The organism is Nocardia aegles (assembly GCF_052545135.1).
Window position 1 is genome coordinate 88,612 of the sequence record NZ_JBQWRI010000013.1, and the last position, 26,909, is coordinate 115,520.

Below are 26,909 nucleotides of genomic sequence, written 5' to 3' on the forward strand. Positions count from 1 at the left end.
GAGCTCACGGCTTGCCGAAAGTCATGAGCCCCATGGATTCCCCTGCTCGGAACACACGCCGCGATGCACGCGCGCTCGGTATATGTTCGATGCCGCATCGGTTACGGATGGGGAGCGGATATCAAGTCAGCTGGACGCGAACGACGGATGCGCGTATCGCACACTTGTGCCTACCGTTAGCCTGGATGCGTGGAAGTACGCGCGGAGGCCAGGGCGAAGCACCGTCTGGACCCTGCGTTGGAGCTGCAGGACGATCCACAGGAGCTCATGCCGCGACGCCGGCCGACGCAGGAACGCAGCAAACGAAAGTTCGACGCCTTACTCCAGGCGTCCAGGGAACTGCTGGTCGAGGTCGGGTTCGAGTCGTTCACCTGCGAGGAAGTGGCGGCCAGGGCGGAGGTGCCGATCGGCACGCTGTATCAGTTCTTCGCCAACAAGTACGTCATCGTCTGCGAGCTCAATCGCCAAGATCTCGTTGCCGTTTCCCAGGAGCTGGCCGACTTCCACGGTGAGATTCCCTCGCTGGACTGGTTACGGCACATGAACCAGTTCGTCGACCACCTGGCCAACCTCTGGATGACCGACCCGTCCCGGCGCGAAGTGTGGCTGGCCATGCAGTCCACGCCGTCCACCCGGGCCACCGGGGCGATCCACGAGAAGCAGTTCGCCGAGGTCGTGTCGCAGATGCTGCGCCCGCTCACGCCGCGCACCCCGCGGGCACGGCGCACCATGATGGCCGAAGTGCTGGTGCACGTGGTCTATTCGATGCTCAACTTCTCCGTGCAGGACGAGCAGAGCAGCGCCGACGCGGTCGCCGAACTCAAGCGGCTGATGGTCGCCTACCTGCTGGTCGCGGAAAAGGAATCGCGTACCGGCGGCCAAGGATAACGGTGGTCCCGGCCGGAACCGGGACCACCGCGTGGCTCAACCGGCGCTCTCGCGCCCTTCGATGAGGTCGGCCAGTTCGCCCGGGTCCTCCAGCACCACCATCGCGGCAGCGGTGTCGCCGTCGTGGGTCAGCGAGAGGTGAACCCGCACCCGGGGCAGGAATTCCGCGGCCAGGCCGTGCAGTTTGATGCTCGGCCTGCCCCACGCGTCGTTGACCACCTCGATCAGCGGATAGGGGTTGTCCCCGATCTGCGGGCGGCGGGCGAACCGCGACGATGCCCATGCTTTGAGCACCGCCTCTTTCGCCGCCCACCGCGCCGCGTAGCTGCGCGCCGGGTCGGTCCCTTTGCTCTGGCAGTAGCGCCGCTCCCCCGCGGTGAAACTTTCCCGGAGCATGGTCGTTCCGGCTCGTTCGAGCTGTTCGGCGAACTCGGAGATGGTCACCAAGTCCAAGCCGATACCGAGGATCGTCATAGGCGGGCAGCCTACGACCTGCTCGGCGAGCCCGCACACGGACCCTGCGCGACGAGTTTCCTCGCCGCGCTTCCGCTTACGCGCATCCGATGCCCTTCGCGCGGTAGGCGCCGTCCGCACCCAGGCGCGCCTCCGGCGCGAGCAGCACGTCGGCCTCCAGCTGCCGTGCCCGCTGGGACGGAGTGCCCTCCCCGCCGAGCCTGCGATCGGCGGGACGCTCGTACAGCGGCGCGCCGCCGCACATCGCCTCCACGAACCGCTGCCGACCGGCCAGCTGACGCTCCTGCGCCTTGCGCTGGTACTCCTCGCGCCGTCCCGGCTCGATGGCCTGGATGAACGCCTCCGGGTGCACGATCGCCAGCAGACCGTTCACGTGGCCGAAGCCGAGCGAGGTGACCAGACCCGCCTTCAGCGGGAGGCGACCACCCAGCCGCAGCGGTTCACGCAGCCACACCAGGTGCGGGAAGGCCTGCATCTTCTCGTCGACGCAATCGAGACTGCGGTTCGGCGGGATGACGCCCTGCTCCAGCACCTGGCACAGGCCGATGAGCTGGAAGGCCGCCGCGCCACCCTTGGCGTGCCCGGTGAGGGTCTTCTGCGAGACCACGAACAGCGGGGCGCCGTCCGAGCGCCCGATGGCCGTCGCGAGCCGCTCGTGCAGTTCGGACTCGTTCGGATCGTTGGCCGCCGTCGAGGTGTCGTGCTTGGACACCACCGCGATCTCGTCCGGGGTCACGCCGAGCTTGCGCAGCTCGGTCGCCAGCCTGGACTCCGGCCCGCCACGACCGGCGCCCAGCGCACCCAGCCCCGGAGCCGGGATGGAGGTGTGCACGCCGTCGGCGAAGGACTGCGCGTAGGCCACCACGCCCAGCACCGGCAGGCCCATCTCCAGCGCGACACTGCCGCGCGCCAGCAGAACCGTGCCACCGCCCTGCGATTCGATGAACCCGCCACGGCGGCGATCGTTGGCGCGGGAGAAGTACCGGTCGCTGATGCCCTTGGCGCTCATGGCCGCCGAATCCGCGGTGGCCGACATGTCACCGAAGCCGACGATGCCCTCGATGCCGAGATCGTCGTAACCGCCCGCCACGACCAGATCGGCCTTGCCCAGCCGGATCTTGTCGACGCCCTCCTCGACCGACACCGCGGCGGTCGCGCAGGCCGCCACCGGGTGCACCATCGCGCCGTAGCTACCGACGTAGGACTGCACCACGTGCGCCAGCGCGACGTTCGGCAGCGCCTCCTGCAGGATGTCGTTCGGGCGCGACTCGCCGAGCAGGTTGTCGATGTACAGCGAGCGCATCGAGGACATACCGCCCATGCCGGTGCCCTGCGTGTTGGCGACCAGCGAGGGGTGCACCCAGCTCATCAGCTCGGCGGGGCTGAACCCGGAACCGATGAACGCGTCCACCGTGCAGACGATGTTCCACAGCGCGACCCGGTCCACCGAAGCGGCCATATCGGGTGAGATACCCCAGATGGTGGGGTCCCAGCCGGTCGGGATCTGGCCGCCGACCGTGCGCGAGAGCTTGGCCCGGCGCGGCACCCGGATCTCGGTCCCCGCCTTGCGCGTCACCGTCCAGTCGCCGGAGTCGGCGACCGGCGTGATCACCGTGTGCTCCGGATCAGCGGCGTGGAAGGCGCGCGCCTCGGCCTCGCCACCCACCGTGAACGACAGGTCCTGGTCGAGGAACACCGAGGTCATCAGCGGGGCCGAGTTGTCGGTCATGGCGCCGTCGTCCTCGTAGCGGCGCACACCGCAACGGGCGACAACGGCGTCGTGGTAGCGCTCGGCGAGCTCGTGCTCGGGCACGTAATCACCGGACGCGGCGTCGTACCAGCCCGGCTTCGGGTCGTTCTCCCAGGTGACCATGCCGGTGGTCCAGGCGAGCTCCAGCACACCCGCCGCCGACAGCTCGTCGGAGACCTCCATCTCGAAGCGGGTGCGCGCCGAGCCGTACGGGCCGAGTTCACCCGCGCCGACGATGACCACCATGTCGGCCGGATCCACGCTCACCTCGCCCCACTCGGGCACCGGCAGCGCGGAGGTCACGGTCGGCGGCGCCGGCAGCGCGGCGATCGTGCGACCCGCGTCCGCGCCGGTCTCCGCCTCGACCTGCTCCGCGGCCTGCTTGGCCAGCGCGGGCAGGTCCAGCTTCGCCCTGGCCAGGCCACCGGTCAGGTCGATCTGCTGCGGGCCGGTCGCGGTCACCTGGCGGGCCCGCGAGGTGCACCACTTGAGCAGCTCGTCGGCCATCTCGGCGGTGGACCAGGTCTGCACGCCCGCCTTTTCGACCGCCTCGACCATCGGGTCGTTGTGGCCCATCAAGCCGGTGCCGCGCACCCAGCCGATCAGCGCGTGTACCAGGGTGACCCGTGTCGACCACGACTTCTCGGCCCGCCACTTGGCGACCACCGCGTCCAGTGCCGCCTTCGACTCGCCGTAGGCGCCGTCGCCGCCGAACATGCCGCGGTTGGGCGAACCCGGCAGCACCACGTGCAGTTTCGCGTCCACGTCGTGATCGGCCCCCAGCTTCGACAGGCCGCCGATCAGCCGTTCGACCGACCAGAGCAGCACGCGCATCTCCATTTCGGCGCGCGCGCCCGCGTCCGCGAGATCACCGGCCACCCGAGGCGCCGCGAACGGCAGCAGCAGCGTGGGCGTCATCGCGTCCTTGATCTTGACCTTGGCGCCGCCCGCGCTGTCGACCTGTTCGGTGCCGATCCAGTCGATCAACGCGTCGACGTCCTGGTAGGACGCCATGTTGGCGGGCACGACCCACAGGGCCGCGCCGTGGCGAGCGTTGTCGCGGTACAGCTTGCGGTAGAAGGCCAGGCGTTCGTCGTTCAGCGACGAGGTGGTGACCACCACCGTGGCGCCACCGCTGAGCAGCCGGGCGGTCGCCGCCGCGGCGATCGATCCCTTGCTGGCGCCGGTGATCACCGCGATGTCGGAGGACCACAGCCCGGGTTCCGCCGTGCTCAGCGCCGCCTCGGCGATGCGCTCGTACCGCCCGGCCAGCACCGAACGCGCCTCGTGCATCGCTCGCTGCCGCCACCAGTTCGCCTGCGCGGCAACGGCTTCACCCGCTCCGAGGAACCCGGTGACCGGCTCGTTCGCGCAGTCGGTGTCGTCGGCCAGCCACAGCCGGGCCAGATCCTCGCGCGCCGTGGCCCACCGGTCGTCCAGCAGCACGGCCTTGCGGGCGTCGAACGCGGGCGCGACCAGACGCGGCCAATCCGAACCCAGTTCGGCCGACACCAGATCGACCAGGGAGTCCTCGGTCGCTTCCGGCGCGGACACGCGCTCGGACAATCCGAGCTGTTCGAGCACGACGCGCGCGGCCGTGGCCAGCACGCCGCCGCGTCCGGTGATCTGCTCGGTGAACTCGCCCAGCGCGGCGGCGTCGACGGTCGCACCGCCACCGCCGCCCGCCGAGGGCAGCGACACCGCGACACCGCGACGGGCCGCGACGGCCTGCACGGCGGCGTCGATGGCGGCGTCGACCGAGGCGGCGTCACCCAGCGCGCCGGAGACCAGCCCGCCCAGGTCGCCACCGCGCACGCTGGTGCCTTCCCTGGTGCCGAGGGACACCTCGGCGGTCACGTGGCTGACCCACCCGTCACCGAGTTCCCAGACCTTCTTGACCCGATCGGCGATGGCGGCCGGACGCTTGCCGGACGGGCCGAACACCTTGCGCAGGTGGTCGCCGATAGCGTCGGTGAGCACCGTGCCGAACGGACGGTAGGTGCGGGCGAGCCGCTCCACCGTCGCGGACAGCGCACCCATATCGGCGTCGGCCGCGCCGTCGATCGCGCCGAGCGAGAGCTCGGAACCGAGGTCGACCAGCAGCTGGTTGCGCCGGGAGGACACGCCGTCGCACAGGCCCTCGATGGTGTCCACCGGGCCGATCTGGTCGAGTCGCAGTTTGGTCCACAGCGCGATGAGCACGCGCGTGGCGTCGGCCGCGGTGAACGCGATGTCGTCCGGACGCGGGCCGCCCGAACTCGGGGCGGGCGCGGCCACGGGGGCGGCCGCGACGGCCGCTGCCGGGGCCGCGGCGGCGGGCTCCTCCACCGGCTCGTCGACCGGGGCGGGATCGGTGTCGGTCGCGTAGACGATCGTCGCCTCGCGCTCGATGTTGAGCACCTCCACCTTCGCGCCACCGAAAGCCGGCAGTTTCAGCGTCTGGGAGGCCAGGTTGGCCACCGTCGGCGTCGCGCCGAGACCGATCTCGACGAACCGCTCGATTCCGAGGCCGCCGTGGGCGGCGTCGGTGAACAGCAGGTCCTGGGTCTCGATCCAGCGCACCGGGCTGGCGAACTGCCAGGCGAGCAACTCGATCAGCACCACGCGGCACAGCTCCGTCGGCCGGGCGGCCCAGCTGTCGAAGTCGGCCAGCACCTCCGCGAGCGGTTCGGACGGAACCAGGTCCGCGATCTCCTGAACGAACGCCCGCTCCAGCGAGAACAGCCTCGGCACCAGGTTCGGGATGTAGCGGCCGATCAGGGTCGCCGGATCCAGATCCACCGGCAGGAGCTGCTCGAGCTTCTGCCGGAACTCCGGAACGCCCTTGCGCAGCACCGTCGAGTGGAACGGCACGTCGATGCCAGGGACCAGGATGAAGGCGCGCTTGCCACCGAATTCGGCACGGCGGCGGTCGATCTCCTCCTCCAGCGCGTTCAGCCCGGCCACCGTGCCCGCGATCGCGTACTGCGAACCGCGCAGGTTCAGGTTGACCACCTCGAGGAATTCCCCGACCCGATCGCCGATTTCGTTGACGAAGCCGACGACCTCCGCGTCGGGCAATCCGATCTGCGAGGGCCGGATCGCGGCCATCCGGTAGTCGCTGCGTCCCTGCGCGTCCCGGGGCACCAGCTCGTGCATCGCGGAACCGCGCTGGAACACGACCTCGAGCACCGCCTCCAGCGGCAGCACTCCGGCGACCGCGGCGAGCGCGTTGTACTCGCCCACCGAGTGGCCCGCGAGCAGCGCACCCTCGACGAACGCCCCGGACTCGCGCAGCTCCGCCATCTGGGCGACACCGAGGGTCGCCATGGCGACCTGGGTGAACTGCGTCAGGTGCAGCACGCCGTCCGGGTGGCGGTGTTCCACGCCGCGCGCCTTCAGATAGGTGGGGTTGTCCCGCACCACGGCGAGAATCGAGAAGCCGAGCGCCGCACGGGTGTGCTTGTCCGCGCGGTCCCAGATCTCCTTGGCCGCCTTCGAGCGGGAGCGGGCGTCCAGCCCCATCCCCTTGCGCTGGATGCCCTGCCCGGGGAAGGCGTAGACGGTCTTCGGCGCCGCGGTGCGACCGGTCGCGGTCATCACCAGTTCGCCTTCGGTGCGGCAGGAGACCTCGACGATCTCGCTGCCCGCGTCGAGCGCGACGCGCTCGACGCGCACGTCGATCTGCGCACCAGGGCGGACCATGCCGAGGAACCGGGTGGTCCACGCGGTCAGCGTCCGCGCGGGCACCGAACTCGTGGGATCGACCGCCGACACGACGTGCTGCGCGGCCGCCGACAGCCACATGCCGTGCACGATCGGGCCGCCGAGCCCGGCCAGCTTCGCGGCGGCGTCGCTGGTGTGGATCGGGTTGTGGTCGCCGGAGACGGCGGCGAAGGCGTGCATGGTGCGCGGAGCCACGATCGTGACGTCGCGGCGACGCCGGCGCGGGGTGTCGGTGGCCGCGTCGGACACCGTGCCGGCCGCGCGCGGCGGATCGGTGAGTTCGCCCGCGCCGTTGCGCCCGCGGATCGCGAATCGTTCAGTGAGGGTGGCCAATACCGGCATCGACATCCCGGTCTCGGGCTTGTCCAGCATGGCGGTGATCCGCACGTGCACCTCGACGACGCGGCCCAGGTCGGTGTCGATGGTCTCCCCTGCCTCCGCGCGCACCGCGAGCACACTGGTCTCGGCGGGCAGCTCACCGGCGAGATGCACCTGGTGGTCCAGGTGGACCAGGTCGAGCATGCCCTCGATAACGCTCTCGTCCTTCGCGGTGCGGCTCGCCCCGAGCACCGCGAACACAGCGGGCCAGCAGGCGCCGACCAGCACATCGGGCACGGTACGGCCGAGCGTGCTCAGCGTGGCGGGCAGGCCGGAGCCGGTGACACCGGCGTGATCGGCGATCAGATCCGGCGTCCAGGCCAGGTTCACGTGCGCGACCTTGCCCTTGACCTCGGGCAGGTCCTGTCCCGCGGCGACGGCGAGCAGCGCGGCCATGGCCTCGTCGGCGTCGTCCTCGGTCACGACCGGGGCGCCACCGTTGTAGACCGAGGTCGGCACCGTGATCCGGATGCGCACCGCGTTGCCGGCCAGCAGCGGAACGGTCAGCTCCAGGTAGGCGTGCTCCGGCACGGGACCGGTGGTCTCGACCAGGGTCGCTCCGCTGGGCGGATGCACCGCGCCCTTGCCGTCGACGACCCATTCGGACAGGTCGCCGAGCCGGTGCAGGGGGCTGATCGCGGTGCGCCCGGCCCACTGCACGTCCGGGGCGGCGAGGACGGCATCGACCGGACCGCTGGTGACGCCCGCCGTGCGGCGCGCGTCCACCGGGACGGGCGCGACGCCCGCGCGCACCAAGGAGTACGCGGTGTCCTGTTCGAAGCGGTCGAGCAACTCGCCGACCGGCTCGTCGACCCGGGTGATGCCCGCGACCGAGACCGTGCCGGGAATGACGCACACCTGATCGGCCGAGTAGCGCGGGTCGTGCGCCTGCCACAGCGAATCCGAGCGCCACCAGCGGCGCACGTCGCCGTCCACGACCGGCACGAAGTTGACCGGCTTGCCCGGGGTCTTGCACAATGCGATGAAGAACGGGATGTCGGCCGGGTGCAGCAGTGTCTGCGCCGTTGCGGGGTAGGCGTCCTTCAGGGCGCACAGCGCCGCGACCGGGTCCTCGAAGTCGTCGTCACCGGCGAAGAGGGTGGGGATCTCGCCGCGGTCGGCCGGGTGCAACCGGGACTCGGTGCGGCGCACCATCTCCGCGAACCGGTCGCGCCAGGTGATGTCCAGCCACACCGAGCGGGTGGCCTCCGCGATCGCGTCGCCCAGGTCGCTGCCGCAGTCGAAGTCCTTGCGACGGTCCAGCCCGACCGCGAGCTCGACGTAGCGCTCCAGCCAGTCCTGGTAGGTCATGGTGGCGAGGTCGCCGAAGTACGGCTTGGCGGTGGCGTTCAGCGCCGCGATGATCTCGTCGCGACGCGCCGCGACCGCCTCGCTATCGCCCGCCACTTCGTCCAGCAGTCGGCCGGTGCGCGAGGCGGCGTTGTCGATCTCGTGGATGTCGGCGCCCAGCTGACTGCGGCCCGAGGCCATGCCGCCGGAGGCGGTGCCCGCACCGACCCAGTCGGGGGTGCCGGGGGTGTCCACGAGCAGTTGCTTGACCTCGGGCGCGGTGGTGGCTTCCAGCGTGGCCATGGCCGCCGTACCGACCAGCACACCGTCCAGCGGCATCACGGGATAGCCGTGCCGGACCGCCCACTGGCCGGTGAGGTATTCCGTCGCGCGCTCGGGGGTTCCGATGCCACCGCCGACACACACCACCACGTTGGCGCGGTTGCGCAGCTCGGCGTAGGTGTCCAGCAGCAGGTCGTCCAGGTCTTCCCAGGAGTGGTGGCCACCGGCCTTGCCGCCCTCGATGTGCATGATCACCGGGTAGTCCGGAACCTCGTCGGCGATCCGCAGCACGGCCCGGATCTGGGCGACGGTGCCCGGCTTGAACGCCACATGGGTGATCCCGACCTCGGTGAGCTCCTGGATCAGCGCGACGGCCTCCTCCAGCTCCGGGATGCCCGCGGTCACGATGACGCCGTCGAACGGGGCGCCCGCCGTGCGGGCCCGCTGCACCAGCCGCTTGCCGCCCAGCTGCAGCTTCCACAGGTAGGGATCGAGGAACAGGGAATTGAACTGCACCGAGCGTCCCGGGTGCAGCAGCTTCTGCAGCTCGGCCACCCGGTCGGCGAAGATCTGCTCGGTCACCTGCCCGCCACCGGCCAGCTCCGCCCAGTGGCCCGCGTTCGCCGCGGCCGCGACGATCTTCGCGTCCACCGTGGTCGGGGTCATGCCGGCGAGCAGGATCGGCGAGCGCCCGGTCAGCTTGGTGAAGGCCGTCTCGACCACGATGCGCCCGTTGGGCAGCCGCACCGGCCGCGGCGCGAACGTCGACCACGGGGCCGCGGGCTCCGGCGCGGCACCGGGGGTGAGCAGACTGCGCTGTCCGGCGCGGGTGGCGGCCGCGACGATGCCGAGACCGGTGCCCTTCAGCGTGCCGCCCGTGACGCGGGACAGCAGGTCGCCAGGGCCCAGGTCCAGAATCCACTGCGCGCCTGCGGCGACCATGTTTTCCACGACGGCCAGCCAGTCGACCGGATCGACCAGGATCTGCCGCGCCAGGTCGCCCGCCAGCTCGGCGTCCAGGCCGCACTGGGTGGCCCAGCCGCTCACCAGGTCGACGGTGTCGGCCAGCGCCGGGTGGTGGAACGCCACATCGACGGCCACGTCTTCGAAGACCGGAGCGAACACCGAGCCGCCGCGCACCTTGGCGTCGCGCTCGCGCGCCTGCTCGTCGTGGATCTGCGCACACCGCTGCCGCACCCGCTCCAGCTGCGCGGGCGGGCCCGACAGCACCGCGCGCCGACGTCCGTTACGGATGGAGACCACCACGGCCGCCGCGGGGTCGGCTCCCGCGCACACCTCGGCCACCACGGCGCTGAGCTGCTCGGGATCGACATTGGAGACCGCTACCATCGGCGAGCGCTCGCCCACCGGCATCAGCCCACGCCGCCGTGCGACCAAACCGGCTGCGGCGCCGATCATCTGGGCCACCGCGAGCAGCTCCGCGTCGCGGGCGCCACCGGCCTCGACCGCCGCCGCGGCGAGCAGACCCTGCGAATGCCCGACGATCGCGACCGGCGCCTGCTCGGCCGGATCGAGACCTTGCAGCCGAAGCGCCCGCACGGCCGCCACCTGGGTCAGCAGCACACCGGGCATGGACACCGCGGCCGAGCGCAGCACCGATTCGGCCGGGGCCGAGGAGCTCTCGCCCTCGTCACCGTCGGCGAGTTCGTTCTCCAGCATCCAGCCGATCGGGTCGAAGCCGACCGGGCGGACCACCAGCAGCTGCGCCGCGACCGGCTCCAGCAGCGTCGCCGCCTCGTTGACCAGCGCGGTCAACTCCGGCTCCAGCGCACTGTCGCGCCCGATTTCCTCCAGCTCGCTCAGCCACTGCGCACCCTGCCCACCGAAGGCGAGCGCGTACGGCACGCCGTCGAGCAAACGATCCAACAGCGGCGACCGCGTCCCGCCCGACGCGGCCTTTCCGGCGGCAACCATCTTCGTGCTCTGCCCGGCCTCGGTCTTGGTGCTCTCGTTGATCGTCAAGACGCTTCGACTTCCTTCTCCATGCGACATGCCTCGGCGACACGCCGGTCCCTACCGGTTCACGAGTGATCGCGGGTGATCGGCCTGATACGGGCGAGGATGACACAAAATCATGAGGAATTCCTCACGTTTATCGCGGGGCGCGGCGGCTACTACGGAGTATTTCAATACGTTCGTACCAGAATGCGGATGGACATGACTCGGCCTCATGTTTGAACACGCTGGTCCATCCGGTTACCAACGCGTACGAAACATGAGCGCCCCTCACATTGAAGTTAACCAAATCGTTATAATCGCAGGTCGGGTTACTGACGAGTACGCCACACCAACCCAATGCTTCGCGATGACCGATTGGCCCGGTACAGTTTGGACGGTCGTACCATCAAGCGCGAGTGGCGAAATTGGCAGACGCGCCAGATTTAGGTTCTGGTGTCCACGGACGTAGGGGTTCGAGTCCCCTCTCGCGCACAGATTTACGTCAGATGTGACACTTTTTCGTGCCGCGTGTTGGAGTGCACTCTTACACACGGAGGACGACCAGCGGAAACACGTTCTGACCTGCACCGATTCCTGGCACATCTGCCACATCGCGACAGTTGCGACTCCCCTGAAAAGTTTGCCGGCACCACTACCAGGAGCGGCGGTCGGCGGTGATCGCGCCAGTCATCCCGCCGCAGTCGCCGTTGCAGGAACTTGTTCACGGACCGCTGGTCACGATCCGTGTGGTCCGTCCCGCCGACGACGATCTCGCCTATGGAATCTGCTCCGTCGGAGATGGCGGCCGAATACTCGACAAGATGACCTTCACCGCGCTGGACTGGCGTCCGGGCATGCGTCTGGACCTGAGGTATATGGATGCCGGGGTTCTGCTGGCCCGCCCGGCTCCCGCAGGCGGCGTCGCCATGACCGAGGGCGGTTACTTCCGCGTTCCGTACCGGCTGCGGCGCCGAGTAGGTCTGTTGATCGGACAGCGAACCCTGCTGATCGGGCAGCGCAGCCGCCGCGCGCTGCTGATACATCCGCCCGCCGCGCTCGAGGAGTTGTGCGCCGCAAGCCTGCGGCTGCTGAAAGCGGGGCGTGACGGCCGCACTCGCACGTTCGACCGCGACTGCTGAGACGGTGGCCGCCGCACAGTTGCTGTTGACCCAGATGGGCATTTCCCCTGCCGATCTCGTCACTCCCGACACACGGATGCCGACTTTCGAGGAGGTGATCCCCCAGGTTCGGGCTCGGCTGTCCGAAGGCACGCTGCGCACCTACAAAACGCAGTTCGAGCACCTGCTCGCCCACTGGGCCCAGCGCCGCCTCGAGGAGCCGACCAAAGCCGACTTCGAAGAGATGGCGGCCGGCATCCAGGCCAACACACGGCTCAACCGCACCTCCCGTGGCGAGACCAGCGCGGTCGAACACTTCATCAGCACCACCCGGTGTGTCTACCGCTACGCCGAAGACACCGGCTGGATCCGGCCTGTCGACAACTACCGGGGTTCTCGTCCAAGACATTGCATGGTCTTGCCGACCATGGGATCGGTTTCTTGGATCGGGATGTCGTGGTTGGGCCAGTCGGTCCACGTTCTGGCGTCCGACGTGATGGCGGCCAGGGAACTCGTTTTTCCGTCGATCGGCCCGACCACCGCCACACGCCGTCTCTGTCCCTGGTCGGCCGCGTTGGTTCCCAGTCCCCATACTCCGGACAGGGTTGCGCCGTCCGGGGTGCGGAAGCGAATGCCGATCAGGTAGTAGGCATCGTAGGAGACCGACGACCGCCCGCGGGCGAACGGATTCTCGACGGCGACAGCGGCCACAACATTTATCGGACCGCGGGGTGCTCGTTCGGTGATCGTGGTGGCAAGGGCGCCGTCGACCGGCTGGCAGTCGTCGGGTTTTCGCAGATCGGTGACCACCGCCACCGCGAGCGCTATGGCGGCTGCTGCCGCGACAACGACGGCCGCGGTTGCGAGGATCAGCTTCTGCATGCGCCCAGGGTTCCCGTTGTATTACCGGCTCGTCATACGGCTGGAGTTCGAAGCCCCATCGAACGGTTCCGACCGTACATTATCGACTCGACCAGTCGCTGAGCGCTTTCGCCCGCGAGGTGGACGCCGCGATCCGCGGGCCCAGCCACCGGTTTACCGCAGCCGCATGCGATCTCGCACACGCGCTGAGGAAAGATGGTGCCCATGACCGCATCTCGACTGATTCGTTCGTTGGTGGGTGCCGTGCCCGCGGTGCTCGCCGTCGTCAGCTTCACCGTGGCCGGAGGGGTCGCGACCGCTCACGCCGCGCCCGGCATTCCCTCGGTTCCCGGCTTCGTGCAACGCTTGCAGATCGCTCCCGGCCAGAACAGCACCGAGGCCAGCGGCAGCGTCGCACAGGGCAAGGCCGACAGCTACTCCATCGCCACGGCGCCGGGGCAGCGCCTCAGCTTCGACGTCGCGGGCAACGCCCGCGTCTCGGTGGCCCCGCTGATCGGGCCGCAGGTCGCCAACGAGGTGGCGCACGCGGATCTCGTCGCCGACGGCAACGACTACCAGATCGTCGTCTCCTCCGCCGACGGTTCGGCGGCGGGCTACACCCTGAAGGTCACCATCCTCTGACGCACCTGCCCGTCGGCCTGGTGTTCGGCAACGCCAGGCCGGCGGGAGCTACGTGTACGCCTCGACGGGCTGTGCAGGGCGTTCGACCTCGACTCTGTCCGATCACACCCGGCGCGGGAGCAGCCTGACGGGGGACTCCGGCCGGCGCCGGGGCAGCTCGAGCGCGTGCAGCGGCAGCGTCCAGTCGCTGTCGACGCGCGTGGAGATGTGCTCCAGAACGACCCCCTCCCGCAGGGCCCACGGGCTCACCTCCAAGCAGTCGTCCAGTGCGGCCATGGTCGCGTCCGCCACCATGGCCCCGGCCAGGATCTGCCGCGCGCGTGCTGGGGAGATGCCGCGCAGGGCCGCCCGCTTCTCGGCCGGCATGGCGGCCAGCGTGCGGACGCAGGCATGCACTTGGCCGCGCCGCAAGGTGCGCGCGACGAAGGGACCGTGCCGTTGCGGTGCGGCCCCGGAGAGCCGGGCGAGTTGCTCGAGCGTCTTCGAGCTGCCGATCACATGGCGTGGGCGGCCTTCCCACAGCAGTCGGTCGCGCACTGTCCGAGGCAGTCGCGGATGTGCCTGCGCATCAGTTCGAACTCCGCCCGCCGTGGTGGGTCCTGGGCGAAGAAGACCCGGGTGAGCCTGCCCGCACCGAGCGGCAGCGAGAGCGCGAGGCCCGGCTCGGCGTCGCGGCCGAGCGCGATCTCCATCGAGCCGCCACCGATGTCGAGCATGAGCAGCGTGCCCGCACACCAGCCGAACCAGTGGCGGACGGCGAGGTAGGTCAGTCGCGCCTCTTGCACACCGCTGGGGAACTGGGGCCGGATGCCGCTGGCGGCTTCGATCTTGTCCAGCACCGCCCGCTGATTCGGCGCGTCGCGAATCGCCGCGGTGACGAAGGCGTAAAAACCGCGTCGATGTCGTCGCCGAGCAGCACCGGCTCCTTCAACGCGCGCAGCGGCAGCGGCGGCGCACCGTGAGAGGCGTCCACCACCAGGAACTGCGCGGAATTCGAACCGATGTCCAGCACACCCAGTCGCATACCCGTCGTCTACCCGGCGCAGCGGCTTTCATACCCGGCGTAGGCCCGGTTCCGGCGGTCGGTTACGCCCACGCCTGCGGCTCCACCCCAGGTTAGCGCTTGATTTGCCGGTTTCCTTGCCATGTGCCGGTGCCGCGGTCACGCTGAAAGGTATGCGGACCCGCGATATCGAGGTCGGTTGCACCTATATGGTGCTGGTCCCGCAGCGTCTGCCACGCAGTCGATATCCCGACTGCGACCAGCCGGGCTCCCTCACATGGGCATGGTCGTGGCTGCGCGGCGGCCGTTTCCGGCTCACCGTTACCGAGATCGACCGCACCAGCGATCCGCCGATCGTCGAAGGACTGCGGATCACCGCGAACTCTCGCATCGCCGTGGTGCTGACCAGCGAGCAAGCCCATGGACTCGGATTGCCGACGGGCGTGTTCCGAGTGCGGGGGACCTTGTTCGACGGCGAGGACCGGCCCGTGCGCCTGCCCGAGGTCGAACCGCTGCGCGTCCCGGCCCGCTGGCTGCGGCCGGTCGAGCAGCTCTGCCTGACGCACCGCGACATCGATTGCTTCCCTTATCTGTGAGGTTCGCCGGACAGCGCAGCCCTCGACCCTCCGGTGGAGCCGGTCGCGCCGTCGGCCCTGGTCATCGACATAGGAGCCAGTCGGGGCGGCGGTGGCGCCGGGAACGACATCCGACCGCGCAGCGGTGGCAACTCGCCGCGATCGAGCAGGCGCGGCCGCGGTAGTCGGCCGGGGATCGTGGGCTGGACCGAACGTTTGTCAGCCGCAGACGGCCCCGATCGAAGCCGAGCCCACCAGCTTCGTGTACTTGGCCAGGACGCCGCGGGTGTAGCGGGAGGGCAATGGTTTCCACCCTTCGCGGCGACGGGCGAGCTCGTCGGCGTCGACCAGCAGGTCGAGCGTGCCCGCGGCGACCTCGAGACGGATGCGGTCACCGTCGCGCACGAAGGCGATCGGGCCGCCGTCGACGGCTTCCGGCGCGAGGTGTCCGACACACAGGCCCGTGGTGCCGCCGGAGAACCGGCCGTCGGTGAGCAGCAGCACGTCCTTGCCCAGACCCGCGCCCTTGATCGCCGCGGTGATGGCCAGCATCTCCCGCATTCCGGGACCGCCCTTCGGCCCCTCGTACCGGATGACGACCACGTCGCCCGCCGCGATGGTGCCGTCTTCGAGCGCGTCCATCGCGGCTCGTTCCCGATCGAAAACCCGTGCCGTGCCAGTGAACACCTCGGAGTCGAAGCCCGCCGACTTGACCACGGCGCCGTCCGGTGCGAGAGATCCGGACAGGATGGTGATGCCGCCGGTCGGATGGATCGGCGCGGCCATCGCGCGGATCACCTTGCCGTCCGGGTCCGGCGGGGTGATGTCGGCCAGGTTCTCCGCCACCGTCCGTCCCGTCACGGTGAGGCAGTCGCCGTGCAGCAACCCGGCCTCGAGCAGAGCCTTCATCATGACCGGCACGCCCCCGATCCGGTCCACATCGGTCATCACGTGGTTGCCGAAGGGTTTGACGTCCGCCAGGTGCGGCACCCGGCGACCGATGCGGGCGAAGTCGTCCAGCGACAGATCGACGTTCGCCTCGTGCGCGATGGCCAGCAGGTGCAACACGGCATTGGTGGAACCGCCGAACGCCATGACGACCGCGATCGCATTCTCGAAAGCGGGTTTGGTGAGGATGTCGGAGGGAGTGATGCCCTGGCGGATCAACTCGACGACGGCCTCGCCACTGCGGCGGGCGTAACCGTCGCGGCGCCGGTCGGTCGCGGGCGGCGCCGCACTGCCGGGCAGCGACATGCCCAGCGCCTCGGCCGCGCCGGCCATCGTGTTGGCGGTGTACATGCCGCCGCAGGCGCCCTCGCCGGGGCAGATCGCCCGCTCGATCGCGGCGACGTCGTCCCGGCTCATCAACCCGCGGGCGCAGGCGCCGACCGCTTCGAAGGCGTCGATGATCGTCACTTCGCGCTCACTGCCGTCGGAGAGCTTGGCGATCCCCGGCAGGATCGACCCCGCGTAGAGGAACACGCTCGCCAGGTTCAGCCGGGCCGCGGCCATCAGCATTCCGGGCAACGATTTGTCGCACCCGGCCAACAGCACCGAACCGTCGAGCCGCTCGGCTTGCATCACCGTCTCGACGCTGTCGGCGATCACCTCACGCGAGACCAGGGAGAAGTGCATCCCCTCGTGTCCCATGGAGATGCCATCGGACACCGAGATGGTGCCGAACTGCATGGGGAAGCCACCGCCGGAGAAGACGCCGTCCTTGCACCCCCGGGCGAGCCGCTCCAGCGACAGATTGCACGGCGTGATCTCGTTCCACGAGGAGGCCACGCCGATCTGCGGCTTCTCCCAGTCGTCGTCGCCCATGCCGACCGCCCGCAACATCCCGCGGGCCGCGGTCTTCTCCAGACCGTCGGTGACGTCGCGGCTGCGGGGCTTGAGATCGGAGTTTTTCTCGGACACGGTTGCCCATCATGCTCGCCCAGCGACCGATCAGGCGGCGACCACGCCGAATCGGCGAAAACCCGCCGTTCGTCCGCCCTGAGCGTAATGCCGGGCAGGCCCGCAGCTGCGGACCGTACGCTCGGCTCATGAGCGAGCACCCGAGACTGCACTCGATCCCCGGTGGACGCGACGACCGGACCCGGCAACCGGACTCGCGGACACTGCCGGAGCCCTTGTGGCGCGAGATGCTCGGCGAGCAGTTGCGCACGCTGCGGCTGGACCGTCGGGAGACCCTGGTCGAGACGGCCCGGCGGGCGGGCATCTCCCCGCAGTATCTGTCGGAGGTCGAGCGGGGACGTAAGGAGCCGTCGAGCGAGATGATCGCTGCCCTGGCCGGATCGCTCGGCATCACGCTGGGTGAACTCACCGGCCAGGTGGCCGACGAACTCCGCGCGCGGCGCCGGATCGCCCTCCTGCCGCGGTCTGCTTCGCGATCCGGCGCCGGACCCACGCTCATGGCGTTGGCAGCCTGATCAGTCCCGCCGCCCCAGGATCTGGTCGACGAGCCCGTACTCGATCGCGGCCGGCGCGGTGAAGACGCGGTCGCGGTCGGTGTCGTGCCGTAGCCGCTCCACCGACTGCCCGGTGTGCCGGGAGAGGATCGATTCGATCTCCGCGCGCAGCCGCACCAGCTCGTCGGCTTGCAGGATCAGATCGGGAATCGCGCCCTGTCCGCGCGCTGCGGGTTGATGCAGCACCACCCTGGCGTGCGGCAGCATGGCGCGGCGGCCGGGCTCGCCGCCCGCCAGCAGCACCGCGCCGACCGCGATCGCCTGGCCGACGCACGTGGTCTGCACGGGCGATCGAATGTGCTGCATGGTGTCGTACACGGCGAGCATGGAGGACAGATCGCCGCCCTCACAGTTGATGTAGAGGTTGATCTCCTGCTCCGGGCTCTCCGATTCCAGGTGCAGCAGCTGCGCGATGAGCGCGTTGGCGACACCGGAGTCGATCGGCGTGCCGAGGTAGACGATGCGCTCGGCGAGCAGGTGGGAGTAGATGTCGGTGATCCGCTCACCGCCCCGCGGATGCTGCGCGATCACATTGGGGATGGTGTAGGTACTCATGCTGTGTCCTTTCCGGCATGAGCGGGACCCGCCATGGTCACGCCGCGCTGCCGCCTCCGGTCCTGACCGCCGCGATCCGCGAGCTCGCACCTCATGCCGAGATCCCGACGCGCCGGCGTTGCGGGACGATCTGCCCGAAGGAGTCGACGATGTGGTCGATGAAGCCGTATTCCTTGGCCTGCCCAGCCGTGAACCAACGGTCGTGCAGCGAATCCTCGTAGATTCGATCGAACGGCTGGCCGGTGTCCTCGGCGATGATCCCGAGCACCGTGTCCACGGTGTAGCGCAGATCGTCGGCCTGGACCTCGACGTCGACGGCGGTGCCGCCGATGCCCGCCGAGCCCTGGTGCATCAGCACCCGGGCGTGCGGCAAGGCGAAACGCTTGCCCCTGCTTCCCGAGGACAGGAGGAATTGTCCTGCGCTGCAAGCCAATCCGAGCGCGAGCGTGGAGACTTCGCACGGGACGAGCCGCATGACGTCGCGGATGGCGAGCATCGAGGGCACCGATCCGCCCGGCGAATGGATCCACAGCGAGATGCCCGCCTCGGGATCCTCGGCGGCGAGGGTGAGCAGCTGAGTCATCAGCAGCGTCCCGTTGTCGTCGTCGAGCGCGCCGTCGAGCACGACTATGCGGCGGCTGAGCAGTTGCTCGCGCGCCCGCCAACTGAACATCGGAGTCTTGTCATCGTGAGCCATGGCTCCACGGTGCCGCACCCGCGGCGCCGGACGGCTCCCCTGCTGCCCTCGGCAGATCCGCTCCCAGCAGCGACGGACCCCGGACCGGTACCGGGAAAGGAGCGCGCAGCCGTTCGCGCAGGTCCCCCAGCCGTTGCGCGGTTTCCCGCTGGTGGGACGCATCCGAGCTGGGCGTCTCCGAGAAGCGGTGGCGGCCGCGGCGTAACAGCGGCAACGGTCGTCCGGTCGGTGAGCACGTCCGGAGACGGCGATGCCCGCCGGGCGCGCGGTGCGCCGGCGGGCATCATCGGCGGGACGGGCTCGCTAGGACTCGCGGCCCGCGGTGGAGGCGGAACGCTGCCTGCTGGTGCGGGCGCGGCGGCGTTCGGCCTGCAACTCGGCGAGTTCCTGCTCGAGGATGTCGGCGACGCGGAACGAACCGGTGTCGTAGATGTCGGGCGTGCGGGCCGTCGGCGGCTGCGCGCCGTCGGGCTTGGGGCTGTCCTTGCCGTTCTTCGGCTCCGGCGTCGAGCTGTCATTCTTGCCGTCGGCCAGTGGTGGCCGGATGAGGGCCGGGAGCTCGGCCGTCGGAATCTCCGCCTCGGACACCGCCGTGCGCGGCTTGGCCTGCGGCGTCTGCCGGACGACCACCTTCGCCGGAGCGGGCTCATCGGCGAGCACGCGGGCGGCGGGCCGTTCCTCGGAGTCGGCCGCCGAAACCGGCGCCGCGGGCTCGGTCGCGGCGAGCTTGTCGCCATCGGTGGCGGGCGCACCACCATTGGTCACGATGACGTCGGCGTTCTCGACTCGCACCGGCGAGGTGGACCGCGCATCGAAGGCCGCCATCGCGTCGAGATCCTCGATCGACTCGGGTAGTACGGGCTTGGGCGGCACCTCGACCGGCGGCCGCTTCTTCTCGGCTTTCACCGTGGCCACGGGTTGTTCGTCGGAAACCTCCGACGGGAACTGGGTTTCGGCGACCTCGACCACGTGCTGCTCGACAGTCTCCACTGTGGGCGCGGCCACTACGGTGTGCGGCTCCTGATTCAGCTGGTCGTGCGGGACGCTCGGCGCCTCCGGCGCGACCGGCGTCCGGTATCTGGGCAGCGTGAGCCGGATCTGCTCGGCCGGGTCGGGCAGGTCGCGGACCTGCTCGGTGGCCCGGGCGATGGCGAGGCCGTAGCGGGCGCTCGCGGCGTCGTGGATGAGCAGCGCGACACCGATCATCACCGGCGCGATGGCGTGCACGGCCGCGTCGTACCAGGCGCCGATGCGCAGGTAGGGATAGGTGTTGAGGCTGACGGTCAGGGCCAGCAGGGCGACTTCGGCGGCCGCGACCTGGCGGCGGTTGTCGGCCACACCCCATTCGGCGACCTTGTTGGTGCCGATCATGATGATGATCAGGCAGACGCTGATCATGCCTTCGAGCAGGTAGCTGAACCAGTACAGCGGATCGGTCGCGCCACCGGGAGCGATGTTGTGCTGGACGTTGACCGCCGACCACAACATGCCCGCCGCGACGACACCGGCCAGCGCGCGCAACGACCAGGACCGATGCCGATACAGCGAGGCCAGTTTCGCGTGCGGGCTGGATTCGCGTCGTTGCGCGGCAATCGCCTTGCGGGCGAGCAGCAGGTCTCGCATGTCGGCCTTCTCGATCGCTTCGGTGGTCTGCCTGGCGCGGTCGGATGCCGCGGCGGCAGCCTGCGCCTCTTTCCAGCGCTGTCCGCGCTCCTGGGTGCGAATCCGTTCGGCGAGCTCACGTTCGGCATACAGTTCGTCCTCCGACAGCGCCTGGGTGAGCGCGGGATCGAACTGGTAGGCGAGCCGTCCACGGGCCTTCTCGACCCGCCTCGCCAGCTGTGTAACCTCGTCCTCGATGGGATGTTCGATGACCATCAGCGCTCCCCGCACGGGAGACGCGATGGCAGACAAGTGATCACGTATGGCAACGGCACGTTTCATTCATAGTCGATCCACCGCTGGCGGCGAAACTGTCCATTTGCCATCTCGCAAAACTATTCGGCGCGCCGCGGCCGACACACGCTGTGCGGCGTGATTTCCCGGCGGTCGCAGGCACTTCCTTCCGACGCACGCAACAGCCCCACCAGCGGTCCGCTGCGCTTGCGCAGCTAGCTCACGAAATCGGCGATCATCGACGCGAGCGGGTCCGCGGCGCCGGGGTCCGAGCCGGTCGCGCGCAGGAATCGTTGTGACGCGGCGCGGACGAGCCGCGCGTAATAGTCCTGCTCGGTCGGGAAATACTCGGTCGGGAAATAGTGGAAGAGCAGCCCGCGCGAGATGCCCGCCTGCCGCGCGACCGAGGGTGATCTGGTGCCGGGGCCGGTCGATCAGCATGCCCAGACCGATCCCGGCAATGTGCTACCAATGACCTGACCGGAAGTTGAGCAAAGCTCAGCGGATCCCGAGGATGGTTATGGATTTCACGCATTCCGACCGTGCCGTCCGCGTCACCGACCAGGTGCGGCAGTTCGTGCGCGACGAGATCGAGCCGCGCGACGAGGAGCACGCCGCCGCCCTGCGGGAATCACCCTGGGCGGTCCCCCCGGTGGTCGAGGAGCTCAAAAGGAAAGCGCGGGACGCCGGCCTGTGGAACCTCTTCCTGCCCGATCCGGAACTGGGCGCCGGGCTGAGCAACGTCGAGTACGCCCCGGTGGCGGAGGCGATGGGCAGTTCCGGCTGGGCGCCGGAAGTGTTCAACTGCAACGCGCCCGACACCGGCAACGCCGAGGTCCTGCTGCACTACGGCAGTGCCGAACAACGGCAGCAGTGGCTGCGCCCCCTGCTGGACGGCACGATCCGCTCGGCGTTCTGCATGACCGAGCCCGACGTGGCCTCCTCGGACGCGACCAACATGGCCGCGACCGCCGTGCTGGACGGCGAGGAGATCGTGCTCAACGGCCGCAAATGGTGGAGCACCGGCATCGGCCACCCGAACTGCGAGTTCGTCATCTTCATGGGCCGCACCGACCCGCAGGCGCACCCGTATCAGCGGCACTCGATGGTGCTGGTCCCGCTGGACACGCCGGGTGTGCGGGTCGAACGGATGCTCACCACCTTCGGCTACCTGGACGAACCCTTCGGCCACGGCGAAGTCACCTTCACCGACGTGCGGCTTCCGCTGGACGCCGTGATCGCCGGGCCCGGACGCGGCTTCGAGATCGCACAGGGCCGTCTCGGTCCCGGCCGCATCCACCACTGCATGCGCGCCATCGGCTTGGCCGAGCGCGCACTCGAACTGGCCTGCCGCCGCGCCCTGTCGCGCACCGCGTTCGGCAAGCCGCTGGCCAACCTCGGCGGCAACCGCGAACGCATCGCCAACGCACGCGTCGCGATCGATCAGGCGCGGCTGCTCGTGCTGAACACCGCCTGGCTGCTGGACACCAGGGGCTCGGCCGGCGCGCGCAGCGAGGTCTCCCAGATCAAGGCGGTCGTGCCGAGGATGACCCAGGAGGTGCTCGACATGGCGATCCAATTGCACGGCGGCGCGGGACTTTCCGATGACTTCCCGCTGGCGCGCGCGTTCGCCGGTATTCGTTCGCTGCGCTTCGCCGACGGCCCCGACGAGGTACACCTCGGCGTGATCGCCCGCCAGGAGCTGCGCAAATACGGCACGGACCGGTGAGCGTTCCCGAGGCCACCGCCGTCTCGCGGGCGAGATCGCTGCGGGCGGCCGCCGACCAGGGCGACGCCCGGCCCCGGCAGTGGCTTCGTCGCCAGGAGCCCGGCGCTGGAGCAGTGCGACGCGGGACCGGACTCAGTTCGGTGCGGTGATCTTGCTGATGGTGGCCCCGCCGTCGGCGGTTACCACCGTGACGAACTGACGGTAGGTGCGGCTCGTGGCGTCGGGGCGCGACTCGGTGATCACCACGTCGTAGCGTCCGTCGAGCATGGGGGTGACCATGACGCAGTGCTGCGTCCCCGTGGGGACGGAGGCGATGCCCGCGTCGATCACCGCGACCGGCGGCACCACGGCGTCCGGCACCGTCAGCGATCGCGCCACCGCTCCCGACCTGGTCACGTAGTAGGCGTGCTGGAAGGCCAGGATCACGTCCGGTCCCGACGCGGTGGAGCCGGTTCCGTTGCCGCGCACCAATTGTGCACCGCGGGTCGGCTCGCAGCCGGGGCCGCCGCCCAGCACCGGGTCCGCCACCGTGGCCGATTGCCGGGGGCCGGAGGCCGCGTCGGTGTACACCAGGACCAGCGCGGCGGCGGCGAGCGAGGCGGCCAGTCCGGCGGCGCCGACCAGCCACGCGCGGCGCGCGCCCCGCCGCGCGCGAGGTCGATCGCGGCGGGCCCGATGCCGATTGCGTTCCCGGCGCGGCGGCTCATGGGCGGAGATCATCCCGGGCCACGTGGGCACGCGTTCGGCCCGGACCCGCCCCGGGCGGGCGCGTCGACCGCCGGGCTCGGACGTGTTCGACGACATGATCTCGCCGCACCCCCTTTTACCGGCGCCTATTCGGCCACCGTGGGTTCCCTCTCAATGCCGTTGCGCAGTAACAACATTGCATATTTCTTTGGATTCTGTCGGTCGAATGCTCAACAGACAAGGCCCGAACTCCGCCGCGACGGTCCCGGAGCAGGTGATACCGGGCGAACGGACCGGGCGGCCGGTGCGGTTGCGGGCAATGGGCGACCTTCGGCCCGGACAGAGACGACCGCAGCCGCCTCCGGGCCGTAGCATCCCGCACATGAGCCGGCCGATGCCCCCGCCCTACCCGCAACATCCCGCCCACCAGCCGCAGCCACAGCCGTATCCCCCGCCCCCGCCACCCGGACCGCAGTTCCCCATCCTCGTCTCGACCATGAACGACGTTCCCGGACCCGCTGCCTGATCGAGCTGTCCCGCCGGACTCCCCGCCGCCGACCGGCTCCCAGCGGCAATCGGTCGGCGAAGCGGCACGGAAGCGAACAAGTTACTCGGGCACGCCATCGACGGCAGCAACGCGCGCGGCGCATGACCCACCTCGACCCACCTCGCAGCCCGTCGGCAACGCGGATGTATAGTTGCTTAAAGCAACTAGTTGTGGTTGGAAATCAAATTGCCGGCGGGAACGTCGAGGGGAGTGTCATGTCCACAACCGCTCGCGAACGCCGGGTCACGGCGGCCGAACTCGCGGCCGCCGACGAACTCGGTCAGCGGCTCGTCCGGTTCATGCGTGCGGTCAACCGCACAAAATGGCAACCCGCACGGCCCGGTCCGGACGGGCTGGAGCGACTCGCCTACGCCGTACTGTTCACGCTTGTGCACGAAGGACCGCAGCGCGCGGGCAGGCTCGCCGAATTGCTGCACGCCGAGGCGTCCACCATCAGCAGACAGAGCAGACACCTCGTGGCGCACGGCCTGGTCGAGCGCCGAGCCGACCCGGTCGACGGCCGCGCGTGCGTGCTGGCGGCCACCGCGGAAGGCGTTCGCGTCTTCGAGGAGAATCGCGCCCAGCGCAACCGGTGGCTGGCCGACATCCTGGCCGACTGGCCCGCACCGGACCGCGACACCTTGACCGCGCTGCTCGACCGGCTCACCGCAGGAATAGAGACCACCACCCGACACCCAGCCGATCCGAAATAGGGCTCATTCATGACGACTTCCACCACCCGGGCTCCGCGGAACTCGGCCGCAGGCGCGGACACGTCCCTGTCGCACCGGCAGATCCTGACCATTCTGTCCGGTCTACTGCTCGGCATGTTCCTGGCCGCGCTCGACCAGAACATCGTCAGCGTCGCGATCGTCAAGATCGCCAACAGCCTGCACGGCTTCGACGAACAGGCCTGGGCGACCACCGCTTACCTGATCACCGCGACGATCACCACGCCGCTGTACGGGAAATTGGCCGACATCTACGGCCGCAAGCCGTTCTACCTCACGGCGATCAGCCTGTTCGTCATCGGTTCGGTGGCGTGCACCTTCGCCACCTCGATGTACCAGCTCGCCGCGTTCCGCGCGTTCCAGGGCCTGGGCGCGGGCGGGCTGATGTCGTTGGCGTTCACCATCATCGGCGACATCGTCCCCGCGCGCGAACGGGTGCGCTACCAGGGATATTTCATGATGGTCTTCGGCACGGCCACCGTGTTGGGCCCGGTACTCGGCGGCTTCTTCTCCGACTACGAAGAACTCGGCGGCATCGAGGGCTGGCGCTGGGTGTTCCTGGTGAACGTCCCGGTCGGCATGCTCGCGCTGCTCGTGGTCGCCAAGGTGCTCAACGTGCCGCACCAGCGTCAGCACCACCGAATCGACTGGTTCGGCGCGCTGGCGCTGACCATCTGCGTGGTGCCGCTGCTGATCGTCGCCGAACAAGGCAGGCACTGGGGATGGGCCTCGCATCGCTCACTGCTCTGCTACGGCATCGGCGCGGCGGGTCTGGTGCTGTTCGTCCTGGTCGAGTTCTTCATGAAGGATTCCGCACTGATCCCGTTGCGGCTGTTCAAGAGCTCGACGTTCAGCGTCACCATCGCGGGCGGGTTCATCGTCGGCGTCGCGATGTTCGGCGCGATCACCATGGTTCCGCAGTATTTCCAAGTCGTGCGCGGCTACTCGCCGACGAAGGCAGGCTTGCTGATGCTGCCCTTGGTGCTCGGCATCATGATCGGCTCACAGGCGGCAGGACGGATCACCAAACGCACGGGTCGCTACAAGATCCTGCCGGTGGCCGGCACGTTCATCGTCGCGATCGGCGCGACCCTGTACGCGCAGGTGCGCTACGACAGCCCACTGTGGCAGCCGCTGGCCATCGGCGGACTGATCGGGCTCGGGCTCGGCTGTTGTATGCAGACGCTGATCATCGCGGCGCAGAACGCCGGGCCGCGCTCGGACATGGGCGTTTCCACCGCGTCGGCCACCTTCTTCCGGCAGATGGGCGGCACGCTCGGTGTCGCGGTGTTCCTGACCATCCTGTTCAATCTGCTGCCGCACCGGATCACCGATGCGTTCGGCGGCGTACTGCCGCCCGGGTTCGGGGCCGAGCAGCTCAGCGGAATGCAGTCCAACACCAGCGGCATCGCGACGCTGCCGGACGCGCTGAAGGTGCCGATCCTCACCGGCTTCACCAACTCCATGCACGGGGTGTTCTACGCGGCGGCCGGAGTCGCGCTGCTGGCCTGCGTGGTGCTCATGTTCATGAAAGAGATTCCGCTCCAGGACACTCCGGCGCCCGCCGCGCAGACGCCGGCCGAGAAGACGCCGGCCGAGAAGACCGACGCCGCCGAGTCGCACTGGGACGCGGATCAGGTCTGGGAGGGCGCCGCACAGGCGCTGTCGGAGCCGGAACCGGTGCTGGCCGCGGCCGCGAACGGCCATGCCTCGGGCGATCCGGCCGGCAACGGCGCGTACCTGCGCGAACCGCGGGCGAGTTTCGACAGCGCCGAGCACGAAGGCCGTTCGCTCGGCGGCTACGTCCATCGCGAAGACGGCAGGCCGGTGCCCGCGGCGGCACTGACGCTGATCGACCAGCAGGGGCGGCAGGCCGCGCGGACGAGCGGAGGCGCGGATGGCAGTTACCTCGTCGGTGCGCCCGACGCGGGGAACTACGTGCTGATCGTGTCGGCCGCCGGTCATCAGCCCGCCGCGGTCAACGTGACCGTCGGCGACCGGCCGCAGCAATTCGACGTCACCTTGCTCGGCTCCGGCGAGGTGACCGGCGTCGTCCGGTCGAGCACCCTCGGTGAGCCGCTGCCCGGCGCGACCGTCACGCTGACCGATCTGGAGGGCGAGGTCGTCGGATCCGCGAGCGCGGCCGCCGACGGCGGCTACGTGTGCCACGGCGTGGTGCCCGGCACATACACCGTCGTCGCGGTCGCCGAGCACATGCGTCCCAGCGCGACCGCGCTGACCGTGCCGGACAGCGGACTGCTGCACCACGACATCGACCTCACGCCGATGGCGGTGCTGGCCGGGTCGGTGTGGTCGGACGGCGGCCGGGCCGTCGCGGATGCGCAGATCAGCGTGCTCGACGCGGCGGGCGTCCTGACCGCGACGACGCGCACCGACGAGACCGGGCATTATGTCGTCACGGATCTCGCCGAAGGCGACTACACGGTCGTCGCACGCGGCTACCCCGCGGTGACCAGCCGGATCACGGTGACCGGCGGCGAGGTGGCCCACGATGTGCGGCTGGGCTACGACCTCGAGGACGAAGCGACCGGCAAGGTTCCGCCCGTCCGCTGACGGATTCTGCGTAGTACGCGCGCGGGGCGGTGGTCACCGGACCACCGCCCCGCGCCGTTCACGCCCATCGGCTCGGCAGGTCCTCGCGCAGCAC

Annotated in this window: 16 protein-coding genes, 1 tRNA gene and 1 pseudogene; 10 read left to right on the top strand and 8 right to left on the bottom strand. The window is 69.7% G+C overall.

Annotated elements, in window-relative coordinates:
• The first annotated feature begins 267 nt into the window (after positions 1-267).
• Positions 268-888 carry a TetR/AcrR family transcriptional regulator gene (locus ACT89H_RS26750; protein WP_445111490.1) on the top strand — a complete coding sequence of 207 codons (621 nt, stop codon included), beginning with the start codon at positions 268-270 and terminating at the stop codon, positions 886-888.
• Positions 889-924: 36 nt separating this feature from the next.
• Here the strand turns inward: ACT89H_RS26750 and acpS are convergent, their stop codons facing one another.
• Positions 925-1,362 (bottom strand): holo-ACP synthase AcpS, encoded by a 438-nt coding sequence (acpS, locus tag ACT89H_RS26755; RefSeq protein WP_039796489.1) that lies wholly within the window; start codon positions 1,360-1,362, stop codon positions 925-927.
• 76 nt (positions 1,363-1,438) lie between these two features.
• Positions 1,439-10,750 (bottom strand): fatty acid synthase subunit beta domain-containing protein, encoded by a 9,312-nt coding sequence (locus tag ACT89H_RS26760; RefSeq protein ID WP_445111429.1) that lies wholly within the window; start codon positions 10,748-10,750, stop codon positions 1,439-1,441.
• A gap of 386 nt (positions 10,751-11,136) precedes the next feature.
• Between ACT89H_RS26760 and ACT89H_RS26765 the strand changes: the two genes are divergently transcribed.
• From ACT89H_RS26765 to ACT89H_RS26780, 4 genes are all read left to right on the top strand, one after another.
• Positions 11,137-11,218: transfer RNA gene (locus ACT89H_RS26765), tRNA-Leu, on the top strand.
• A gap of 182 nt (positions 11,219-11,400) precedes the next feature.
• Positions 11,401-11,865 (top strand): hypothetical protein, encoded by a 465-nt coding sequence (locus ACT89H_RS26770; protein ID WP_445111430.1) that lies wholly within the window; start codon positions 11,401-11,403, stop codon positions 11,863-11,865.
• A 4-nt stretch (positions 11,866-11,869) separates the two neighbouring features.
• Positions 11,870-12,490 (top strand): site-specific integrase, encoded by a 621-nt coding sequence (locus ACT89H_RS26775; RefSeq protein WP_445111431.1) that lies wholly within the window; start codon positions 11,870-11,872, stop codon positions 12,488-12,490.
• 440 nt (positions 12,491-12,930) lie between these two features.
• Complete coding sequence (locus ACT89H_RS26780) at positions 12,931-13,347, top strand: hypothetical protein (RefSeq protein WP_445111432.1); 417 nt, start codon at positions 12,931-12,933, stop codon at positions 13,345-13,347.
• A gap of 102 nt (positions 13,348-13,449) precedes the next feature.
• On the opposite strand, the pseudogene ACT89H_RS26785 reads toward ACT89H_RS26780, so the two are convergent.
• Positions 13,450-14,186, bottom strand: a pseudogene (locus tag ACT89H_RS26785) (Ppx/GppA phosphatase family protein).
• 337 nt (positions 14,187-14,523) lie between these two features.
• Here ACT89H_RS26785 and ACT89H_RS26790 point away from each other — a divergent pair.
• Entirely contained in the window at positions 14,524-14,946 is a 423-nt protein-coding gene (locus tag ACT89H_RS26790; protein ID WP_445111433.1) for a hypothetical protein, read from the top strand.
• A gap of 198 nt (positions 14,947-15,144) precedes the next feature.
• Here the strand turns inward: ACT89H_RS26790 and ilvD are convergent, their stop codons facing one another.
• On the bottom strand, positions 15,145-16,845 hold the full coding sequence (gene ilvD, locus ACT89H_RS26795) for a dihydroxy-acid dehydratase (RefSeq protein ID WP_445111434.1): 1,701 nt from the start codon (positions 16,843-16,845) through the stop codon (positions 15,145-15,147).
• A gap of 128 nt (positions 16,846-16,973) precedes the next feature.
• Between ilvD and ACT89H_RS26800 the strand changes: the two genes are divergently transcribed.
• Complete coding sequence (locus tag ACT89H_RS26800; protein ID WP_445111435.1) at positions 16,974-17,360, top strand: helix-turn-helix domain-containing protein; 387 nt, start codon at positions 16,974-16,976, stop codon at positions 17,358-17,360.
• On the opposite strand, the gene ACT89H_RS26805 is transcribed toward ACT89H_RS26800, so the two are convergent.
• The 3 genes from ACT89H_RS26805 to ACT89H_RS26815 all read right to left on the bottom strand — a co-directional run bounded on the left by ACT89H_RS26805 (position 17,361) and on the right by ACT89H_RS26815 (position 20,529).
• The gene (locus ACT89H_RS26805; protein ID WP_445111436.1) at positions 17,361-17,954 is read right to left on the bottom strand and encodes a ClpP family protease; all 594 of its coding nucleotides are present in this window, start codon (positions 17,952-17,954) and stop codon (positions 17,361-17,363) included.
• Positions 17,955-18,045: 91 nt separating this feature from the next.
• Entirely contained in the window at positions 18,046-18,651 is a 606-nt protein-coding gene (locus ACT89H_RS26810) for a ClpP family protease (RefSeq protein ID WP_445111437.1), read from the bottom strand.
• A 303-nt stretch (positions 18,652-18,954) separates the two neighbouring features.
• Complete coding sequence (locus ACT89H_RS26815) at positions 18,955-20,529, bottom strand: hypothetical protein (protein ID WP_445111438.1); 1,575 nt, start codon at positions 20,527-20,529, stop codon at positions 18,955-18,957.
• Positions 20,530-21,067: 538 nt separating this feature from the next.
• On the opposite strand from ACT89H_RS26815, the gene ACT89H_RS26820 reads away from it, so the two are divergent.
• Positions 21,068-22,276, top strand: a complete 1,209-nt coding sequence (locus ACT89H_RS26820) for an acyl-CoA dehydrogenase family protein (RefSeq protein WP_445111439.1) — start codon at positions 21,068-21,070, stop codon at positions 22,274-22,276.
• 132 nt (positions 22,277-22,408) lie between these two features.
• Here the strand turns inward: ACT89H_RS26820 and ACT89H_RS26825 are convergent, their stop codons facing one another.
• A complete protein-coding gene (locus ACT89H_RS26825) occupies positions 22,409-23,080 on the bottom strand; it encodes a DUF8176 domain-containing protein (protein WP_445111440.1) in 672 nt (223 codons plus the stop codon).
• A 645-nt stretch (positions 23,081-23,725) separates the two neighbouring features.
• Here ACT89H_RS26825 and ACT89H_RS26830 point away from each other — a divergent pair.
• Together ACT89H_RS26830 and ACT89H_RS26835 are read left to right on the top strand one after the other, a co-directional pair.
• On the top strand, positions 23,726-24,223 hold the full coding sequence (locus tag ACT89H_RS26830; protein WP_445111441.1) for a MarR family winged helix-turn-helix transcriptional regulator: 498 nt from the start codon (positions 23,726-23,728) through the stop codon (positions 24,221-24,223).
• Between the two features lie 9 nt (positions 24,224-24,232).
• On the top strand, positions 24,233-26,815 hold the full coding sequence (locus ACT89H_RS26835) for an MFS transporter (protein ID WP_445111442.1): 2,583 nt from the start codon (positions 24,233-24,235) through the stop codon (positions 26,813-26,815).
• Positions 26,816-26,909 lie beyond the last annotated feature (94 nt).

Coding starts and splice junctions, on each gene's coding strand:
- ACT89H_RS26750 (WP_445111490.1), top strand. CDS start 268: ATGCCGCGACGCCGGCCGACGCAGGAACGCAGCAAACGAAAGTTCGAC.
- acpS (WP_039796489.1), bottom strand. CDS start 1,362: ATGACGATCCTCGGTATCGGCTTGGACTTGGTGACCATCTCCGAGTTC.
- ACT89H_RS26780 (WP_445111432.1), top strand. CDS start 12,931: ATGACCGCATCTCGACTGATTCGTTCGTTGGTGGGTGCCGTGCCCGCG.
- ACT89H_RS26790 (WP_445111433.1), top strand. CDS start 14,524: ATGCGGACCCGCGATATCGAGGTCGGTTGCACCTATATGGTGCTGGTC.
- ACT89H_RS26800 (WP_445111435.1), top strand. CDS start 16,974: ATGAGCGAGCACCCGAGACTGCACTCGATCCCCGGTGGACGCGACGAC.
- ACT89H_RS26805 (WP_445111436.1), bottom strand. CDS start 17,954: ATGAGTACCTACACCATCCCCAATGTGATCGCGCAGCATCCGCGGGGC.
- ACT89H_RS26810 (WP_445111437.1), bottom strand. CDS start 18,651: ATGGCTCACGATGACAAGACTCCGATGTTCAGTTGGCGGGCGCGCGAG.
- ACT89H_RS26815 (WP_445111438.1), bottom strand. CDS start 20,529: ATGGTCATCGAACATCCCATCGAGGACGAGGTTACACAGCTGGCGAGG.
- ACT89H_RS26820 (WP_445111439.1), top strand. CDS start 21,068: ATGGATTTCACGCATTCCGACCGTGCCGTCCGCGTCACCGACCAGGTG.
- ACT89H_RS26825 (WP_445111440.1), bottom strand. CDS start 23,080: ATGTCGTCGAACACGTCCGAGCCCGGCGGTCGACGCGCCCGCCCGGGG.
- ACT89H_RS26830 (WP_445111441.1), top strand. CDS start 23,726: ATGTCCACAACCGCTCGCGAACGCCGGGTCACGGCGGCCGAACTCGCG.
- ACT89H_RS26835 (WP_445111442.1), top strand. CDS start 24,233: ATGACGACTTCCACCACCCGGGCTCCGCGGAACTCGGCCGCAGGCGCG.